The following is a 23,045-nucleotide window of genomic DNA, read 5'->3' as shown; positions in this document are numbered from 1 at the left end:
TAAATGCATAAAAATAATAAATAACTTTAAAATGTAATTGTAAGATAGTGTTTTAAAACAAATTTTTTTCAAAACAAAATTATGTATAAAAAAAATGTGATGCAATTCATGTTTTTAATTGTTGGTCATGTTGAAATGGCAGAATTTAGATTTAATATTAACAAATAGTAATGGGCTTATAAGGTCTTGTTTTTAATTTGCTTTGTAATTAAAACCCTGGAGGGTTATTGCATGTCTAATATAAAAGTAATTTCAAAAGAAACACATAATACATTGATGGAGATAAATGAAAATAAAGTTTCTTTATCTGAAGCATCTGTGGTTGTATTGAAAATAAATAAAGAGGATGTTTTAAAAATAGAGCAAAATGGTAATAGTGCTATTATTACTCTTAAAAATGGTGAACATATTATTATTGAGAATTTCTTTAATAATACAAATTACCAAACTGAAAATAGTTTAGTTTTTGAAGATGATCAACATAAGCTTTTATGGGTACAGTTTACTGATGCAAATGGTGCTTTATTAGATAATATTACATATGGATATATTGAAAATATAGAACCACTTCTTTATCACGACTCTGTTGCTGGGCCTTTGGCATGGTCTTTCATTCCTACAGCTGCAGCAGGGATACTTTGGTGGGCTCATAATGATCATAACAATAGCAAAGATACGACAGCGCCAACTAAACCAACAACACCAACAGGCTTTGTTGATAACCAAGGTGACAACCAAGGGACTTTCCCAGGTGGTACTCAGACAGATGACACCACACCAGGGATTGTCATTGGTCCAGTGACACCAGGCGACAAACCAACATTGATTGTAGATGGTGTAGAAGTTCCATCTACTTATGATCCAACTACCGGTACCTTGACACCAGTTAATCCATTACCTGAAGGTCCACACGAGATTACCTATACGATCACAGATCCAGCGGGTAACACCAGTGTTCCAAGTGATCCAATTCAAGTGGTTGTGGATACAACAGCGCCAACTAAACCAACAACACCAGAAGGCTTTGTTGATAACCAAGGTGACAACCAAGGGACTTTCCCAGGTGGTACTCAGACAGATGACACCACACCAGGGATTGTCATTGGTCCAGTGACACCAGGCGACAAACCAACATTGATTGTAGATGGTGTAGAAGTTCCATCTACTTATGATCCAACTACCGGTACCTTGACACCAGTTGATCCGTTAACTGAAGGTCCACACGAGATTACCTATACGATCACAGATCCAGCGGGTAACACCAGTGTTCCAAGTGATCCAATTCAAGTGGTTGTGGATACAACAGCGCCAACTAAACCAACAACACCAGAAGGCTTTGTTGATAACCAAGGTGACAACCAAGGGACTTTCCCAGGTGGTACTCAGACAGATGACACCACACCAGGGATTGTCATTGGTCCAGTGACACCAGGTGAGACACCAACATTGATTGTAGATGGTGTAGAAGTTCCATCTACTTATGATCCAACTACCGGTACCTTGACACCAGTTAATCCGTTAACTGAAGGTCCACACGAGATTACCTATACGATCACAGATCCAGCGGGTAACACCAGTGTTCCAAGTGATCCAATTCAAGTGGTTGTGGATACAACAGCGCCAACTAAACCAACAACACCAGAAGGCTTTGTTGATAACCAAGGTGACAACCAAGGGACTTTCCCAGGTGGTACTCAGACAGATGACACCACACCAGGGATTGTCATTGGTCCAGTGACATCAGGTGAGACACCAACATTGATTGTAGATGGTGTAGAAGTTCCATCTACTTATGATCCAACTACCGGTACATTGACACCAGTTGATCCGTTAACTGAAGGTCCACACGAGATTACCTATACGATCACAGATCCAGCGGGTAACACCAGTGTTCCAAGTGATCCAATTCAAGTGGTTGTGGATACAACAGCGCCAACTAAACCAACAACACCAACAGGCTTTGTTGATAACCAAGGTGACAACCAAGGGACTTTCCCAGGTGGTACTCAGACAGATGACACCACACCAGGGATTGTCATTGGTCCAGTGACACCAGGTGAGACACCAACATTGATTGTAGATGGTGTAGAAGTTCCATCTACTTATGATCCAACTACTGGTACCTTGACACCAGTTGATCCGTTAACTGAAGGTCCACACGAGATTACCTATACGATCACAGATCCAGCGGGTAACACCAGTGTTCCAAGTGATCCAATTCAAGTGGTTGTGGATACAACAGCGCCAATTAAACCAACAACACCAACAGACTTTGTTGATAACCAAGGTGACAACCAAGGGACTTTCCCAGGTGGTACTCAGACAGATGACACCACACCAGGGATTGTCATTGGTCCAGTGACATCAGGTGAGACACCAACATTGATTGTAGATGGTGTAGAAGTTCCATCTACTTATGATCCAACTACCGGTACATTGACACCAGTTGATCCGTTAACTGAAGGTCCACACGAGATTACCTATACGATCACAGATCCAGCGGGTAACACCAGTGTTCCAAGTGATCCAATTCAAGTGGTTGTGGATACAACAGCGCCAACTAAACCAACAACACCAACAGACTTTGTTGATAACCAAGGTGACAACCAAGGGACTTTCCCAGGTGGTACTCAGACAGATGACACCACACCAGGGATTGTCATTGGTCCAGTGACACCAGGTGAGACACCAACATTGATTGTAGATGGTGTAGAAGTTCCATCTACTTATGATCCAACTACTGGTACATTGACACCAGTTGATCCGTTAACTGAAGGTCCACACGAGATTACCTATACGATCACAGATCCAGCGGGTAACACCAGTGTTCCAAGTGATCCAATTCAAGTGGTTGTGGATACAACAGCGCCAACTAAACCAACAACACCAACAGACTTTGTTGATAACCAAGGTGACAACCAAGGGACTTTCCCAGGTGGTACTCAGACAGATGACACCACACCAGGGATTGTCATTGGTCCAGTGACACCAGGTGAGACACCAACATTGATTGTAGATGGTGTAGAAGTTCCATCTACTTATGATCCAACTACTGGTACCTTGACACCAGTTGATCCGTTAACTGAAGGTCCACACGAGATTACCTATACGATCACAGATCCAGCGGGTAACACCAGTGTTCCAAGTGATCCAATTCAAGTGGTTGTGGATACAACAGCGCCAACTAAACCAACAACACCAACAGACTTTGTTGATAACCAAGGTGACAACCAAGGGACTTTCCCAGGTGGTACTCAGACAGATGACACCACACCAGGGATTGTCATTGGTCCAGTGACACCAGGTGAGACACCAACATTGATTGTAGATGGTGTAGAAGTTCCATCTACTTATGATCCAACTACTGGTACCTTGACACCAGTTGATCCGTTAACTGAAGGTCCACACGAGATTACCTATACGATCACAGATCCAGCGGGTAACACCAGTGTTCCAAGTGATCCAATTCAAGTGGTTGTGGATACAACAGCGCCAATTAAACCAACAACACCAACAGACTTTGTTGATAACCAAGGTGACAACCAAGGGACTTTCCCAGGTGGTACTCAGACAGATGACACCACACCAGGGATTGTCATTGGTCCAGTGACATCAGGTGAGACACCAACATTGATTGTAGATGGTGTAGAAGTTCCATCTACTTATGATCCAACTACCGGTACATTGACACCAGTTGATCCGTTAACTGAAGGTCCACACGAGATTACCTATACGATCACAGATCCAGCGGGTAACACCAGTGTTCCAAGTGATCCAATTCAAGTGGTTGTGGATACAACAGCGCCAACTAAACCAACAACACCAACAGACTTTGTTGATAACCAAGGTGACAACCAAGGGACTTTCCCAGGTGGTACTCAGACAGATGACACCACACCAGGGATTGTCATTGGTCCAGTGACACCAGGTGAGACACCAACATTGATTGTAGATGGTGTAGAAGTTCCATCTACTTATGATCCAACTACTGGTACATTGACACCAGTTGATCCGTTAACTGAAGGTCCACACGAGATTACCTATACGATCACAGATCCAGCGGGTAACACCAGTGTTCCAAGTGATCCAATTCAAGTGGTTGTGGATACAACAGCGCCAACTAAACCAACAACACCAACAGACTTTGTTGATAACCAAGGTGACAACCAAGGGACTTTCCCAGGTGGTACTCAGACAGATGACACCACACCAGGGATTGTCATTGGTCCAGTGACACCAGGTGAGACACCAACATTGATTGTAGATGGTGTAGAAGTTCCATCTACTTATGATCCAACTACTGGTACATTGACACCAGTTGATCCGTTAACTGAAGGTCCACACGAGATTACCTATACGATCACAGATCCAGCGGGTAACACCAGTGTTCCAAGTGATCCAATTCAAGTGGTTGTGGATACAACAGCGCCAACTAAACCAACAACACCAACAGGCTTTGTTGATAACCAAGGTGACAACCAAGGGACTTTCCCAGGTGGTACTCAGACAGATGACACCACACCAGGGATTGTCATTGGTCCAGTGACACCAGGTGAGACACCAACATTGATTGTAGATGGTGTAGAAGTTCCATCTACTTATGATCCAACTACTGGTACCTTGACACCAGTTGATCCGTTAACTGAAGGTCCACACGAGATTACCTATACGATCACAGATCCAGCGGGTAACACCAGTGTTCCAAGTGATCCAATTCAAGTGGTTGTGGATACAACAGCGCCAACTAAACCAACAACACCAACAGACTTTGTTGATAACCAAGGTGACAACCAAGGGACTTTCCCAGGTGGTACTCAGACAGATGACACCACACCAGGGATTGTCATTGGTCCAGTGACACCAGGTGAGACACCAACATTGATTGTAGATGGTGTAGAAGTTCCATCTACTTATGATCCAACTACTGGTACCTTGACACCAGTTGATCCGTTAACTGAAGGTCCACACGAGATTACCTATACGATCACAGATCCAGCGGGTAACACCAGTGTTCCAAGTGATCCAATTCAAGTGGTTGTGGATACAACAGCGCCAATTAAACCAACAACACCAACAGACTTTGTTGATAACCAAGGTGACAACCAAGGGACTTTCCCAGGTGGTACTCAGACAGATGACACCACACCAGGGATTGTCATTGGTCCAGTGACACCAGGTGAGACACCAACATTGATTGTAGATGGTGTAGAAGTTCCATCTACTTATGATCCAACTACTGGTACCTTGACACCAGTTGATCCGTTAACTGAAGGTCCACACGAGATTACCTATACGATCACAGATCCAGCGGGTAACACCAGTGTTCCAAGTGATCCAATTCAAGTGGTTGTGGATACAACAGCGCCAACTAAACCAACAACACCAACAGACTTTGTTGATAACCAAGGTGACAACCAAGGGACTTTCCCAGGTGGTACTCAGACAGATGACACCACACCAGGGATTGTCATTGGTCCAGTGACACCAGGTGAGACACCAACATTGATTGTAGATGGTGTAGAAGTTCCATCTACTTATGATCCAACTACTGGTACCTTGACACCAGTTGATCCGTTAACTGAAGGTCCACACGAGATTACCTATACGATCACAGATCCAGCGGGTAACACCAGTGTTCCAAGTGATCCAATTCAAGTGGTTGTGGATACAACAGCGCCAACTAAACCAACAACACCAACAGGCTTTGTTGATAACCAAGGTGACAACCAAGGGACTTTCCCAGGTGGTACTCAGACAGATGACACCACACCAGGGATTGTCATTGGTCCAGTGACACCAGGTGAGACACCAACATTGATTGTAGATGGTGTAGAAGTTCCATCTACTTATGATCCAACTACTGGTACCTTGACACCAGTTGATCCGTTAACTGAAGGTCCACACGAGATTACCTATACGATCACAGATCCAGCGGGTAACACCAGTGTTCCAAGTGATCCAATTCAAGTGGTTGTGGATACAACAGCGCCAACTAAACCAACAACACCAACAGACTTTGTTGATAACCAAGGTGACAACCAAGGGACTTTCCCAGGTGGTACTCAGACAGATGACACCACACCAGGGATTGTCATTGGTCCAGTGACATCAGGTGAGACACCAACATTGATTGTAGATGGTGTAGAAGTTCCATCTACTTATGATCCAACTACCGGTACATTGACACCAGTTGATCCGTTAACTGAAGGTCCACACGAGATTACCTATACGATCACAGATCCAGCGGGTAACACCAGTGTTCCAAGTGATCCAATTCAAGTGGTTGTGGATACAACAGCGCCAACTAAACCAACAACACCAACAGACTTTGTTGATAACCAAGGTGACAACCAAGGGACTTTCCCAGGTGGTACTCAGACAGATGACACCACACCAGGGATTGTCATTGGTCCAGTGACACCAGGTGAGACACCAACATTGATTGTAGATGGTGTAGAAGTTCCATCTACTTATGATCCAACTACTGGTACATTGACACCAGTTGATCCGTTAACTGAAGGTCCACACGAGATTACCTATACGATCACAGATCCAGCGGGTAACACCAGTGTTCCAAGTGATCCAATTCAAGTGGTTGTGGATACAACAGCGCCAATTAAACCAACAACACCAACAGACTTTGTTGATAACCAAGGTGACAACCAAGGGACTTTCCCAGGTGGTACTCAGACAGATGACACCACACCAGGGATTGTCATTGGTCCAGTGACACCAGGTGAGACACCAACATTGATTGTAGATGGTGTAGAAGTTCCATCTACTTATGATCCAACTACCGGTACCTTGACACCAGTTAATCCGTTAACTGAAGGTCCACACGAGATTACCTATACGATCACAGATCCAGCGGGTAACACCAGTGTTCCAAGTGATCCAATTCAAGTGGTTGTGGATACAACAGCGCCAACTAAACCAACAACACCAGAAGGCTTTGTTGATAACCAAGGTGACAACCAAGGGACTTTCCCAGGTGGTACTCAGACAGATGACACCACACCAGGGATTGTCATTGGTCCAGTGACATCAGGTGAGACACCAACATTGATTGTAGATGGTGTAGAAGTTCCATCTACTTATGATCCAACTACCGGTACATTGACACCAGTTGATCCGTTAACTGAAGGTCCACACGAGATTACCTATACGATCACAGATCCAGCGGGTAACACCAGTGTTCCAAGTGATCCAATTCAAGTGGTTGTGGATACAACAGCGCCAACTAAACCAACAACACCAACAGGCTTTGTTGATAACCAAGGTGACAACCAAGGGACTTTCCCAGGTGGTACTCAGACAGATGACACCACACCAGGGATTGTCATTGGTCCAGTGACACCAGGTGAGACACCAACATTGATTGTAGATGGTGTAGAAGTTCCATCTACTTATGATCCAACTACTGGTACCTTGACACCAGTTGATCCGTTAACTGAAGGTCCACACGAGATTACCTATACGATCACAGATCCAGCGGGTAACACCAGTGTTCCAAGTGATCCAATTCAAGTGGTTGTGGATACAACAGCGCCAATTAAACCAACAACACCAACAGACTTTGTTGATAACCAAGGTGACAACCAAGGGACTTTCCCAGGTGGTACTCAGACAGATGACACCACACCAGGGATTGTCATTGGTCCAGTGACATCAGGTGAGACACCAACATTGATTGTAGATGGTGTAGAAGTTCCATCTACTTATGATCCAACTACCGGTACATTGACACCAGTTGATCCGTTAACTGAAGGTCCACACGAGATTACCTATACGATCACAGATCCAGCGGGTAACACCAGTGTTCCAAGTGATCCAATTCAAGTGGTTGTGGATACAACAGCGCCAACTAAACCAACAACACCAACAGACTTTGTTGATAACCAAGGTGACAACCAAGGGACTTTCCCAGGTGGTACTCAGACAGATGACACCACACCAGGGATTGTCATTGGTCCAGTGACACCAGGTGAGACACCAACATTGATTGTAGATGGTGTAGAAGTTCCATCTACTTATGATCCAACTACTGGTACATTGACACCAGTTGATCCGTTAACTGAAGGTCCACACGAGATTACCTATACGATCACAGATCCAGCGGGTAACACCAGTGTTCCAAGTGATCCAATTCAAGTGGTTGTGGATACAACAGCGCCAACTAAACCAACAACACCAACAGACTTTGTTGATAACCAAGGTGACAACCAAGGGACTTTCCCAGGTGGTACTCAGACAGATGACACCACACCAGGGATTGTCATTGGTCCAGTGACACCAGGTGAGACACCAACATTGATTGTAGATGGTGTAGAAGTTCCATCTACTTATGATCCAACTACTGGTACCTTGACACCAGTTGATCCGTTAACTGAAGGTCCACACGAGATTACCTATACGATCACAGATCCAGCGGGTAACACCAGTGTTCCAAGTGATCCAATTCAAGTGGTTGTGGATACAACAGCGCCAACTAAACCAACAACACCAACAGACTTTGTTGATAACCAAGGTGACAACCAAGGGACTTTCCCAGGTGGTACTCAGACAGATGACACCACACCAGGGATTGTCATTGGTCCAGTGACACCAGGTGAGACACCAACATTGATTGTAGATGGTGTAGAAGTTCCATCTACTTATGATCCAACTACTGGTACCTTGACACCAGTTGATCCGTTAACTGAAGGTCCACACGAGATTACCTATACGATCACAGATCCAGCGGGTAACACCAGTGTTCCAAGTGATCCAATTCAAGTGGTTGTGGATACAACAGCGCCAATTAAACCAACAACACCAACAGACTTTGTTGATAACCAAGGTGACAACCAAGGGACTTTCCCAGGTGGTACTCAGACAGATGACACCACACCAGGGATTGTCATTGGTCCAGTGACATCAGGTGAGACACCAACATTGATTGTAGATGGTGTAGAAGTTCCATCTACTTATGATCCAACTACCGGTACATTGACACCAGTTGATCCGTTAACTGAAGGTCCACACGAGATTACCTATACGATCACAGATCCAGCGGGTAACACCAGTGTTCCAAGTGATCCAATTCAAGTGGTTGTGGATACAACAGCGCCAACTAAACCAACAACACCAACAGACTTTGTTGATAACCAAGGTGACAACCAAGGGACTTTCCCAGGTGGTACTCAGACAGATGACACCACACCAGGGATTGTCATTGGTCCAGTGACACCAGGTGAGACACCAACATTGATTGTAGATGGTGTAGAAGTTCCATCTACTTATGATCCAACTACTGGTACATTGACACCAGTTGATCCGTTAACTGAAGGTCCACACGAGATTACCTATACGATCACAGATCCAGCGGGTAACACCAGTGTTCCAAGTGATCCAATTCAAGTGGTTGTGGATACAACAGCGCCAACTAAACCAACAACACCAACAGACTTTGTTGATAACCAAGGTGACAACCAAGGGACTTTCCCAGGTGGTACTCAGACAGATGACACCACACCAGGGATTGTCATTGGTCCAGTGACACCAGGTGAGACACCAACATTGATTGTAGATGGTGTAGAAGTTCCATCTACTTATGATCCAACTACTGGTACATTGACACCAGTTGATCCGTTAACTGAAGGTCCACACGAGATTACCTATACGATCACAGATCCAGCGGGTAACACCAGTGTTCCAAGTGATCCAATTCAAGTGGTTGTGGATACAACAGCGCCAACTAAACCAACAACACCAACAGGCTTTGTTGATAACCAAGGTGACAACCAAGGGACTTTCCCAGGTGGTACTCAGACAGATGACACCACACCAGGGATTGTCATTGGTCCAGTGACACCAGGTGAGACACCAACATTGATTGTAGATGGTGTAGAAGTTCCATCTACTTATGATCCAACTACTGGTACCTTGACACCAGTTGATCCGTTAACTGAAGGTCCACACGAGATTACCTATACGATCACAGATCCAGCGGGTAACACCAGTGTTCCAAGTGATCCAATTCAAGTGGTTGTGGATACAACAGCGCCAACTAAACCAACAACACCAACAGACTTTGTTGATAACCAAGGTGACAACCAAGGGACTTTCCCAGGTGGTACTCAGACAGATGACACCACACCAGGGATTGTCATTGGTCCAGTGACACCAGGTGAGACACCAACATTGATTGTAGATGGTGTAGAAGTTCCATCTACTTATGATCCAACTACTGGTACCTTGACACCAGTTGATCCGTTAACTGAAGGTCCACACGAGATTACCTATACGATCACAGATCCAGCGGGTAACACCAGTGTTCCAAGTGATCCAATTCAAGTGGTTGTGGATACAACAGCGCCAATTAAACCAACAACACCAACAGACTTTGTTGATAACCAAGGTGACAACCAAGGGACTTTCCCAGGTGGTACTCAGACAGATGACACCACACCAGGGATTGTCATTGGTCCAGTGACACCAGGTGAGACACCAACATTGATTGTAGATGGTGTAGAAGTTCCATCTACTTATGATCCAACTACTGGTACCTTGACACCAGTTGATCCGTTAACTGAAGGTCCACACGAGATTACCTATACGATCACAGATCCAGCGGGTAACACCAGTGTTCCAAGTGATCCAATTCAAGTGGTTGTGGATACCAGTGCACCAACACAATCAGTCATCATCTCAACAGTTACAGATGATGTAGCACCAGGCTTAGGTAATGTTGCTAATGGTGGTTCAACCAATGACACTACACCATTACTTGGTGGAACAATCAGTGCTGCTTTGAACAGTGGTGAGCAAGTTGTTATTTTACGTGATGGAGCAGTGGTTGGAACTGCAACAGTCACAGGTACAACTTGGACATTTGCTGATGCTGGTTTAGTGGATGGTAGTACTTATATCTATACAGCACGTGTAGAAGATGCAGCGGGTAATCGTGGTGCGATTTCTACTAATTATAGTATTTCAGTAGATAGCAGTGCACCAACACAAACTGTAGTGATCAGTAACATAGTTGATGATGTTGCACCACAAACAGGAAATGTTGCTAATGGCGGTACAACGAATGATGTAACACCAGAATTGCAAGGTACGATCAGTACTGTATTGGGTTCAGGTGAAGTTGTTGCGGTATATCGTGATGGAGTTAAGATTGGCACAGCAACTGTGACCAATACGACTTGGACATTCGCAGATACAGGTTTAGCTGATGGCGTAAATTATGTCTATACAGCACGAGTAGAAGATGCGGCTGGTAACCAAGGTTCAGTATCAAATAACTATGCAGTTTCTGTAGATACCAGTGCACCAACACAATCAGTCATCATCTCAACAGTTACAGATGATGTAGCACCAGGCTTAGGTAATGTTGCTAATGGTGGTTCAACCAATGACACTACACCATTACTTGGTGGAACAATCAGTGCTGCTTTGAACAGTGGTGAGCGAGTTGTTATTTTACGTGATGGAGCAGTGGTTGGAACTGCAACAGTCACAGGTACAACTTGGACATTTGCTGATGCTGGTTTAGTGGATGGTAGTACTTATATCTATACAGCACGCGTAGAAGATGCAGCGGGTAACCGTGGTGCGATTTCTACTAATTATAGTATTTCAGTAGATAGCAGTGCACCAACACAAACTGTAGTGATCAGTAACATAGTTGATGATGTTGCACCACAAACAGGAAATGTTGCTAATGGCGGTACAACGAATGATGTAACACCAGAATTGCAAGGTACGATCAGTACTGTATTGGGTTCAGGTGAAGTTGTTGCGGTATATCGTGATGGAGTTAAGATTGGCACAGCAACTGTGACCAATACGACTTGGACATTCGCAGATACAGGTTTAGCTGATGGCGTAAATTATGTCTATACAGCACGAGTAGAAGATGCGGCTGGTAACCAAGGTTCAGTATCAAATAACTATGCAGTTTCTGTAGATACCAGTGCACCAACACAATCAGTCATCATCTCAACAGTTACAGATGATGTAGCACCAGGCTTAGGTAATGTTGCTAATGGTGGTTCAACCAATGACACTACACCATTACTTGGTGGAACAATCAGTGCTGCTTTGAACAGTGGTGAGCAAGTTGTTATTTTACGTGATGGAGCAGTGGTTGGAACTGCAACAGTCACAGGTACAACTTGGACATTTGCTGATGCTGGTTTAGTGGATGGTAGTACTTATATCTATACAGCACGTGTAGAAGATGCAGCGGGTAATCGTGGTGCGATTTCTACTAATTATAGTATTTCAGTAGATAGCAGTGCACCAACACAAACTGTAGTGATCAGTAACATAGTTGATGATGTTGCACCACAAACAGGAAATGTTGCTAATGGCGGTACAACGAATGATGTAACACCAGAATTGCAAGGTACGATCAGTACTGTATTGGGTTCAGGTGAAGTTGTTGCGGTATATCGTGATGGAGTTAAGATTGGCACAGCAACTGTGACCAATACGACTTGGACATTCGCAGATACAGGTTTAGCTGATGGCGTAAATTATGTCTATACAGCACGAGTAGAAGATGCGGCTGGTAACCAAGGTTCAGTATCAAATAACTATGCAGTTTCTGTAGATACCAGTGCACCAACACAATCAGTCATCATCTCAACAGTTACAGATGATGTAGCACCAGGCTTAGGTAATGTTGCTAATGGTGGTTCAACCAATGACACTACACCATTACTTGGTGGAACAATCAGTGCTGCTTTGAACAGTGGTGAGCGAGTTGTTATTTTACGTGATGGAGCAGTGGTTGGAACTGCAACAGTCACAGGTACAACTTGGACATTTGCTGATGCTGGTTTAGTGGATGGTAGTACTTATATCTATACAGCACGCGTAGAAGATGCAGCGGGTAACCGTGGTGCGATTTCTACTAATTATAGTATTTCAGTAGATAGCAGTGCACCAACACAAACTGTAGTGATCAGTAACATAGTTGATGATGTTGCACCACAAACAGGAAATGTTGCTAATGGCGGTACAACGAATGATGTAACACCAGAATTGCAAGGTACGATCAGTACTGTATTGGGTTCAGGTGAAGTTGTTGCGGTATATCGTGATGGAGTTAAGATTGGCACAGCAACTGTGACCAATACGACTTGGACATTCGCAGATACAGGTTTAGCTGATGGCGTAAATTATGTCTATACAGCACGAGTAGAAGATGCGGCTGGTAACCAAGGTTCAGTATCAAATAACTATGCAGTTTCTGTAGATACCAGTGCACCAACACAATCAGTCATCATCTCAACAGTTACAGATGATGTAGCACCAGGCTTAGGTAATGTTGCTAATGGTGGTTCAACCAATGACACTACACCATTACTTGGTGGAACAATCAGTGCTGCTTTGAACAGTGGTGAGCAAGTTGTTATTTTACGTGATGGAGCAGTGGTTGGAACTGCAACAGTCACAGGTACAACTTGGACATTTGCTGATGCTGGTTTAGTGGATGGTAGTACTTATATCTATACAGCACGTGTAGAAGATGCAGCGGGTAATCGTGGTGCGATTTCTACTAATTATAGTATTTCAGTGGATAGCAGTGCACCAACACAAACTGTAGTGATCAGTAACATAGTTGATGATGTTGCACCACAAACAGGAAATGTTGCTAATGGCGGTACAACGAATGATGTAACACCAGAATTGCAAGGTACGATCAGTACTGTATTGGGTTCAGGTGAAGTTGTTGCGGTATATCGTGATGGAGTTAAGATTGGCACAGCAACTGTGACCAATACGACTTGGACATTCGCAGATACAGGTTTAGCTGATGGCGTAAATTATGTCTATACAGCACGAGTAGAAGATGCGGCTGGTAACCAAGGTTCAGTATCAAATAACTATGCAGTTTCTGTAGATACCAGTGCACCAACACAATCAGTCATCATCTCAACAGTTACAGATGATGTAGCACCAGGCTTAGGTAATGTTGCTAATGGTGGTTCAACCAATGACACTACACCATTACTTGGTGGAACAATCAGTGCTGCTTTGAACAGTGGTGAGCGAGTTGTTATTTTACGTGATGGAGCAGTGGTTGGAACTGCAACAGTCACAGGTACAACTTGGACATTTGCTGATGCTGGTTTAGTGGATGGTAGTACTTATATCTATACAGCACGTGTAGAAGATGCAGCGGGTAACCGTGGTGCGATTTCTACTAATTATAGTATTTCAGTAGATAGCAGTGCACCAACACAAACTGTAGTGATCAGTAACATAGTTGATGATGTTGCACCACAAACAGGAAATGTTGCTAATGGCGGTACAACGAATGACACAACACCAGAATTACAAGGTACGATCAGCACTGTATTGGGTTCAGGTGAAGTTGTTGCGATATACCGTGATGGTGTTAAAGTTGGCACAGCAACAGTAACTAATACAAGTTGGACATATACTGATAGTGGGTTGGCGAGTGAATCAACATATAGCTATACAGCACGTGTTGAAGATGCAGCGGGTAATACAGGAAATAGTTCAGCTGATTATAGTGTGACCATTCAGACAGGTGGTCCAACACAAACGACTATGATCACTGCGGTGCAAGATGACTTCGCTCCACAAACTGGTGTTGTTGCCAATAATGGTGCAACAAATGATACGACTCCTCTAATTGAAGGTACGATTAGTGCAGTATTAAATGTTGGTGAAAGTGTAGTTGTTGTTCGTGATGGTGTTGTAATTGGTACTGCAACAGTCACAGGTACAACATGGACCTTTAATGACAGTGGTTTGGGCAATGGGTTGGGTTATACCTACACAGCATATGTACAAAATGCGGCATCAATTTCAGGTGGTGTATCTAATTCGTATACAATTACTGTTGATACTGTAGCGCCGACACAAACCACAACGATTACAACAGTTGTTGATAACGTTACACCAGGTTTAGGAAATGTTGCCAATGGTGCTTTCACCAATGATGACACGCCAGAAGTTCAAGGTACGATTAGTGCTACATTGGGTTCAGGTGAAGTTGTTGTAGTATATCGTGATGGTGCCAAGGTTGGCACAGCAACGGTATCAGGTACAACTTGGACCTATGCTGATGCAGGTTTGGCAAGTGGTTCAACCTATAGCTATACAGCGCGAGTAGAAGATGCGGCTGGTAACCAAGGTTCAGTATCGAACAACTATGCGATTTCTGTAGATACCAGTGGTTCAAGTCAATCTGTACAAATCTTATCTGTATTAGATGACTTTGCTCCGCAAACAGGAGTTGTAGCCAATAATGGTGCAACAAATGATACGACGCCGCAATTAACAGGTTCAATTTCAACAGCACTTACAGGTACAGAAACAGTTGTAGTATTACGTGACGGTGTGGTGATTGGTACTGCAACAGTCACAGGTACAACATGGACCTTTAATGACAGTGGATTAAGTAACGGCAATACTTATGTATATACAGCACGCGTTGAAACAGCGGGTGGTAATCAAAGCCCAGCATCTTCAGCATATACAATTACTGTTGATACTGTAGCGCCGACACAAACCACAACGATTACAACAGTTGTTGATAACGTTGCACCAGGTTTAGGAAATGTTGCCAATGGTGCTTTCACCAATGATGACACGCCAGAAGTTCAAGGTACGATTAGTGCTACATTGGGTTCAGGTGAAGTTGTTGTGGTATATCGTGATGGTGTCAAGGTTGGCACAGCAACGATATCAGGTACAACTTGGACCTATGCTGATGCAGGTTTGGCAAGTGGTTCAACCTATAGCTATACAGCGCGAGTAGAAGATGCGGCTGGTAACCAAGGTTCAGTATCGAACAACTATGCGATTTCTGTAGATACCAGTGGTTCAAGTCAATCTGTACAAATCTTATCTGTATTAGATGACTTTGCTCCGCAAACAGGAGTTGTTGCCAATAATGGTGCAACAAATGATACGACGCCGCAATTAACAGGTTCAATTTCAACAGCACTTACAGGTACAGAAACAGTTGTAGTATTACGTGACGGTGTGGTGATTGGTACTGCAACAGTCACAGGTACAACATGGACCTTTAATGACAGTGGATTAAGTAACGGCAATACTTATGTATATACAGCACGCGTTGAAACAGCGGGTGGTAATCAAAGCCCAGCATCTTCAGCATATACAATTACTGTTGATACTGTAGCGCCGACACAAACCACAACGATTACAACAGTTGTTGATAACGTTGCACCAGGTTTAGGAAATGTTGCCAATGGTGCTTTCACCAATGATGACACGCCAGAAGTTCAAGGTACGATTAGTGCTACATTGGGTTCAGGTGAAGTTGTTGTAGTATATCGTGATGGTGTCAAGGTTGGCACAGCAACGATATCAGGTACAACTTGGACCTATGCTGATGCAGGTTTGGCAAGTGGTTCAACCTATAGCTATACAGCGCGAGTAGAAGATGCGGCTGGTAACCAAGGTTCAGTATCGAACAACTATGCGATTTCTGTAGATACCAGTGGTTCAAGTCAATCTGTACAAATCTTATCTGTATTAGATGACTTTGCTCCGCAAACAGGAGTTGTTGCCAATAATGGTGCAACAAATGATACGACGCCGCAATTAACAGGTTCAATTTCAACAGCACTTACAGGTACAGAAACAGTTGTAGTATTACGTGACGGTGTGGTGATTGGCACTGCAACAGTTACAGGTACAACATGGACCTTTAATGACAGTGGATTAAGTAACGGCAATACCTATGTATATACAGCACGCGTTGAAACAGCGGGTGGTAATCAAAGCCCAGCATCTTCAGCATATACAATTACTGTTGATACTGTAGCGCCGACACAAACCACAACGATTACAACAGTTGTTGATAACGTTGCACCAGGTTTAGGAAATGTTGCCAATGGTGCTTTCACCAATGATGACACGCCAGAAGTTCAAGGTACGATTAGTGCTACATTGGGTTCAGGTGAAGTTGTTGTGGTATATCGTGATGGTGCCAAGGTTGGCACAGCAACGGTATCAGGTACAACTTGGATCTATGCTGATGCAGGTTTGGCAAGTGGTTCAACCTATAGCTATACAGCGCGAGTAGAAGATGCGGCTGGTAACCAAGGTTCAGTATCGAACAACTATGCGATTTCTGTAGATACCAGTGGTTCAAGTCAATCTGTACAAATCTTATCTGTATTAGATGACTTTGCTCCGCAAACAGGAGTTGTTGCCAATAATGGTGCAACAAATGATACGACGCCGCAATTAACAGGTTCAATTTCAACAGCACTTACAGGTACAGAAACAGTTGTAGTATTACGTGACGGTGTGGTGATTGGCACTGCAACAGTTACAGGTACAACATGGACCTTTAATGACAGTGGATTAAGTAACGGCAATACCTATGTATATACAGCACGCGTTGAAACAGCGGGTGGTAATCAAAGCCCAGCATCTTCAGCATATACAATTACTGTTGATACTGTAGCGCCGACACAAACCACAACGATTACAACAGTTGTTGATAACGTTGCACCAGGTTTAGGAAATGTTGCCAATGGTGCTTTCACCAATGATGACACGCCAGAAGTTCAAGGTACGATTAGTGCTACATTGGGTTCAGGTGAAGTTGTTGTGGTATATCGTGATGGTGCCAAGGTTGGCACAGCAACGGTATCAGGTACAACTTGGACCTATGCTGATGCAGGTTTGGCAAGTGGTTCAACCTATAGCTATACAGCGCGAGTAGAAGATGCGGCTGGTAACCAAGGTTCAGTATCGAACAACTATGCGATTTCTGTAGATACCAGTGGTTCAAGTCAATCTGTACAAATCTTATCTGTATTAGATGACTTTGCTCCGCAAACAGGAGTTGTTGCCAATAATGGTGCAACAAATGATACGACGCCGCAATTAACAGGTTCAATTTCAACAGCACTTACAGGTACAGAAACAGTTGTAGTATTACGTGACGGTGTGGTGATTGGCACTGCAACAGTTACAGGTACAACATGGACCTTTAATGACAGTGGATTAAGTAACGGCAATACCTATGTATATACAGCACGCGTTGAAACAGCGGGTGGTAATCAAAGCCCAGCATCTTCAGCATATACAATTACTGTTGATACTATAGCGCCGACACAAACGACCGTAATTACTCAAGTAATCGATGATGTTGATCCACAAACAGGTATTGTTGCTAATAACGGTGCAACAAATGATGTAACGCCAGAAGTTCAAGGTACGATTAGTACTACATTGGGTTCAGGTGAAGTTGTTGTGGTATATCGTGATGGTGTCAAGGTTGGCACAGCAACGGTATCAGGTACAACTTGGACCTATGCTGATAATGGCTTAGTTGATGGTACGACTTATAGTTATATAGCACGAGTAGAAGATGCGGCTGGTAACCAAGGTTCAGTATCGAACAACTATGCGATTTCTGTAGATACAACTGCTCCTAGTGCTTCAAACCTTGTAGATATCACAGCAATTAGTACAGATACCGGCACATCAAGTACTGACTTTATTACCAGTGATACAACATTGACTGTCAGCGGTACATTAACGACAGCATTGAATGCCGGAGAAAAAGTACAAGTATCAAATGATGGTGGTACGACTTGGATTGATGCAATCACGACAGGTACAACATGGAGTTTAGTTGATGCAGTAGTTCATAGTAGTAACTTTACATATCAAGCACGTGTCATTGATGCAGCAGGAAATATTGGAAGTACAGATAGTCAAGCAATAGTGATTGATACCACTGCACCAACATCTGTGATTGATATCACAGCAATTAGTACAGATACCGGCACATCAAGTACTGACTTTATTACCAGTGATACAACATTGACTGTCAGCGGTACATTAACGACAGCATTGAATGCCGGAGAAAAAGTACAAGTATCAAATGATGGTGGTACGACTTGGATTGATGCAATCACGACAGGTACAACATGGAGTTTAGTTGATGCAGTAGTTCATAGTAGTAACTTTACATATCAAGCACGTGTCATTGATACAGCAGGAAATATTGGAAGTACCGACAGTCAAGCAATAGTGATTGATACCACTGCACCAACATCTGTGATTGATATCACAGCAATTAGTACAGATACCGGCACATCAAGTACTGACTTTATTACCAGTGATACAACATTGACTGTCAGCGGTACATTAACGACAGCATTGAATGCCGGAGAAAAAGTACAAGTATCAAATGATGGTGGTACGACTTGGATTGATGCAATCACGACAGGTACAACATGGAGTTTAGTTGATGCAGTAGTTCATAGTAGTAACTTTACATATCAAGCACGTGTCATTGATACAGCAGGAAATATTGGAAGTACAGATAGTCAGGCAATAGTGATTGATACCACTGCACCAACATCTGTGATTGATATCACAGCAATTAGTACAGATACCGGCACATCAAGTACTGACTTTATTACCAGTGATACAACATTGACTCTCAGCGGTACATTAACGACAGCATTGAATGCCGGAGAAAAAGTACAAGTATCAAATGATGGTGGTACGACTTGGATTGATGCAATCACGACAGGTACAACATGGAGTTTAGTTGATGCAGTAGTTCATAGCAGCAACTTTACATATCAAGCACGTGTCATTGATACAGCAGGAAATATTGGAAGTACCGACAGTCAAGCAATAGTGATTGATACCACTGCACCAACTCAGCTTGTAGCAATTACAACTTATACCGATGATGTTGGCGTAAGTACGGGTAACTTTAATAGTGGAACGACCACAGATGATCGTACACCAGTATTAAATGGAACAGTGAATGCAACATTGGGTGCAGGCGAGCAAATTGCGATTTATCAGGTAAATGGTGCAGTAACTAGTCTACTTGGTTATGCCAACACTGTTGGGACAGCATGGACCTATGAAATTAACTCTAATTTAAATGATGGTCAAAGCTATACCTATTATGCTCGAGTGGTGGATACATCAGGAAATACAGGTGCCCAAAGTGCAAACTTTGTGATTAATGTAGACTTAACAGTCAATGTGAACACTCAGAACACTTTGGATACCACCCCGATTGTCAGTGGATCGACAGGTTTCAAAATTCTTCCAGGTGAGTATCTTGAAGTTACGGTGAATGGTAAAACTTATTCATCTCAGACGGGTGCTGTAGTAGTTGATCCTCTTAACAATACTTGGTATGTGCAAATTCCAGCAGCGGATGTTCTAGCTGTAGGAACTTATAATGTAAGTGCATTATTAAAAGATGCGACTGGAACGACGATTACTCAAGATGATACAACTAATGAATTAGTTGTTGCTGCTACACCTGTGGTAACGGTGGGTGCTGGTGGTGGCGACCCTGATCAAAAAGCAACTGCAGTAACCATTGGTCAGGATGGTACATGGCGTATTCATAGCAACCAGACTATGTTGGATGCCAATGGTACTTCATCTTCAACACTAGGAAGTTTTACAAGCACAGCTTTGGTAAGTAATAATGGTGGTACAGGGTATGACACACAAAACTATGTACAAAATGCAACCTTTATGGATTATAACCGTGATGGTCTGATGGATTTATTTGCGATTGATAATCGATTTGATGATGGTCAGCAAATGTTCTACTACAATGGAACTACATACACAGCTTATCAAGTCGGAGCAAATACAAATGCACCGCAAACTGGCGCTTTTGCAGGTGATGCAAATACCGCTGGAAGTGCAAATAGCTGGTCTTGGTATGGCGGTATTGTCGCTATCGATAAAAACGGTGATGGCTTAGTTGATCTAATCAATGGTGATCAAACACCAAATGACTCTGCAATACGTGGTGGTTATGGTTCTCAAATTATTCTCAACAATGATGGAACTATAACTGGAATGTCGAAGGATGGTAATTTTGCGACTGATTATGCGGCAGATAGTACACATCAGCCTATTGGACGTGATCAATCTCAACCTGATATGGAACTTTCAGGCGTAGATATTAACAATGATGGTATTGTCGATTTTGCTATGCATAGTCAAAATATTGTTGCTGATGGTTCAAGAATTACTGCTTCAGGTGCAATTAGTACGAATCAGGCACGCTTAGTAATTTCCAAAGGAACAAATACTGGTGCTTGGAATGTAGATCAGATTGTTGAAAACGTATTCCAGCGTGGCACAGATGATGACCCTAATATTGGTAATGGTGTTGCCATGACTTGGGCAGATTTCAATGGCGATGGCTATATGGATCTGTTCCTTGGTCGAGGCAGTGAGTCGGATATAGCGAGCTCTGGCGCGGGTAATAATGCGGGTGAATATGCAAGCCGTATTTATTACAACGATGGTACGGGCAAATTATCGTTTATTGATCCTGATGCTAATGGTATTGGTAACCCAAATACACTGACTGGCAAATATACCTTTACCGATAATATTGCAGGTGGAGCATCTATTGCGTTAGATTGGAATCATGATGGCAAGATAGATGTGATCGAATTGCCTGGTATGGGTAATAATGGTGGTGTGAATAATGCTGCCAATACCGGTCCAATTAACTTATATACCAATACCACAACTACAGTTGCTGGTATTACGACGAACAGTTTCTCAACCAGTAATTTATTGACCCAAGTGGGCAAAACAACGATTGGTACCAGCAGTACTACAGGAACCAATAGTGGTCCAGTGACAGGTGCTATTGCGGTGGATATCGATTGGGATGGCGATCGTGACTTACTTGCCTTTACAGTAAATGGCCAAACCACGTATATCGAGAACAAAAATAATGTGGCTTATGGAACAAGTATTCATTTACGAATTCTTGATGAAGAAGGCATTAACTCTTTATATGGTAATACGGTTCAATTGATTGATCAGGCGACTGGGTTAGTTGTTTCGACCCAGATTATCAATGCACAATCAGGCAACCAGACCAATGACAGTACGGCAATTGTTGACTTCTATAATCTAGATGCAACTAAAACCTATAGTGCGGTGATCTTGCGTCAGAAAAATAATGCTGCCGCAGATGTGGGTGGTGTTGCAACAGTGGGTAGTAATACGGTTGAAATTGTGAATGCGGCTTGGGCTGGATTAAAAGCCACTGAAGCAAATAATGCTTATGTACTCACTACTGAATCTAGTACTAATGTTGCAAATGCCAATAAAGTCAATGGTATTGTCGGCACAGGTTATAACGATACATTCTTTGCGACTTTGGGAGTGGATATCTATAACGGTGCAGGTGGTACCACCACGATTTCAGGTGTTAAAGCTTGGAGTAATACGGGTGGTCTAGATATTGTGGACTATAAGCTCTCAGGTGCAGCATTGACGATTGATTTATCATTGATAACTGCACAAAATACTGGGTTTGGTACAGCAACCTTTAAGAATATTGAAGGAATTGCAGGTGGATCAGCGGCTGATACCTTTACAGGCAATGCGCTGAACAACTACTTCGATGGTCGTGGTGGAAATGATACCTTCAATCTCACCAGTGGTGGACAAGATACCTTGATGTATAAGTTGCTTGCAGCAGATGCAACAGGTGGAAACGGTTCAGATACTGTCAATGGTTTTAAAGTCGGTACGGTTGAAGCAACGCCAAATGCTGATATTATCAATATCAAAGATTTATTGATTGGTTACACAGCGGATGCTGATGGTGCTGCTCATTATATCAATGGTACAGCGACGATTGACGCTGGTGATCTGATTGCTAATTATCTCAGTGTAACTCAAGTTGGTAATAATACTGTAGTGAGTATAGACCGTGATGGTTTGGTTGGTGGTACAAATTACACACCATTAGTAACTCTAAATAATATTCATACAGATTTGGAAACATTGCTTGCAAATCATCAAATTGTAATTGGCTAAAATTTGTTGAGTAATAAAAAATGGCGCCTAGGCGCCATTTTTTTAATTTTAAATAACTAACAGATTATTCAATAGTAGAGTAATTAAATCTGTATCAATCTCGTTCAAAGTCAAAACATTCGAATAGTTATCAGCCCCACCATCACGGTCAATTGCAATAGTAGTGTTACTTCCATCACTTGAAA

At 43.2% G+C, this 23,045-nt stretch carries 1 protein-coding gene; it reads left to right on the top strand.

Going from position 1 to position 23,045, the window contains the following annotated elements; genetic code table 11:
* Positions 1 to 231: 231 nt before the first annotated feature.
* Entirely contained in the window at positions 232 to 22,860 is a 22,629-nt protein-coding gene (locus AC2G3J_RS14515; protein WP_483770190.1) for an Ig-like domain-containing protein, read from the top strand.
* Positions 22,861 to 23,045: the final 185 nt, after the last annotated feature.

It is taken from the genome of Acinetobacter legionensis, from assembly GCF_057165765.1.
The sequence above is the reverse complement of the archived record's forward strand: the minus strand, read 5'-3'. Positions and strand labels throughout refer to the sequence as shown.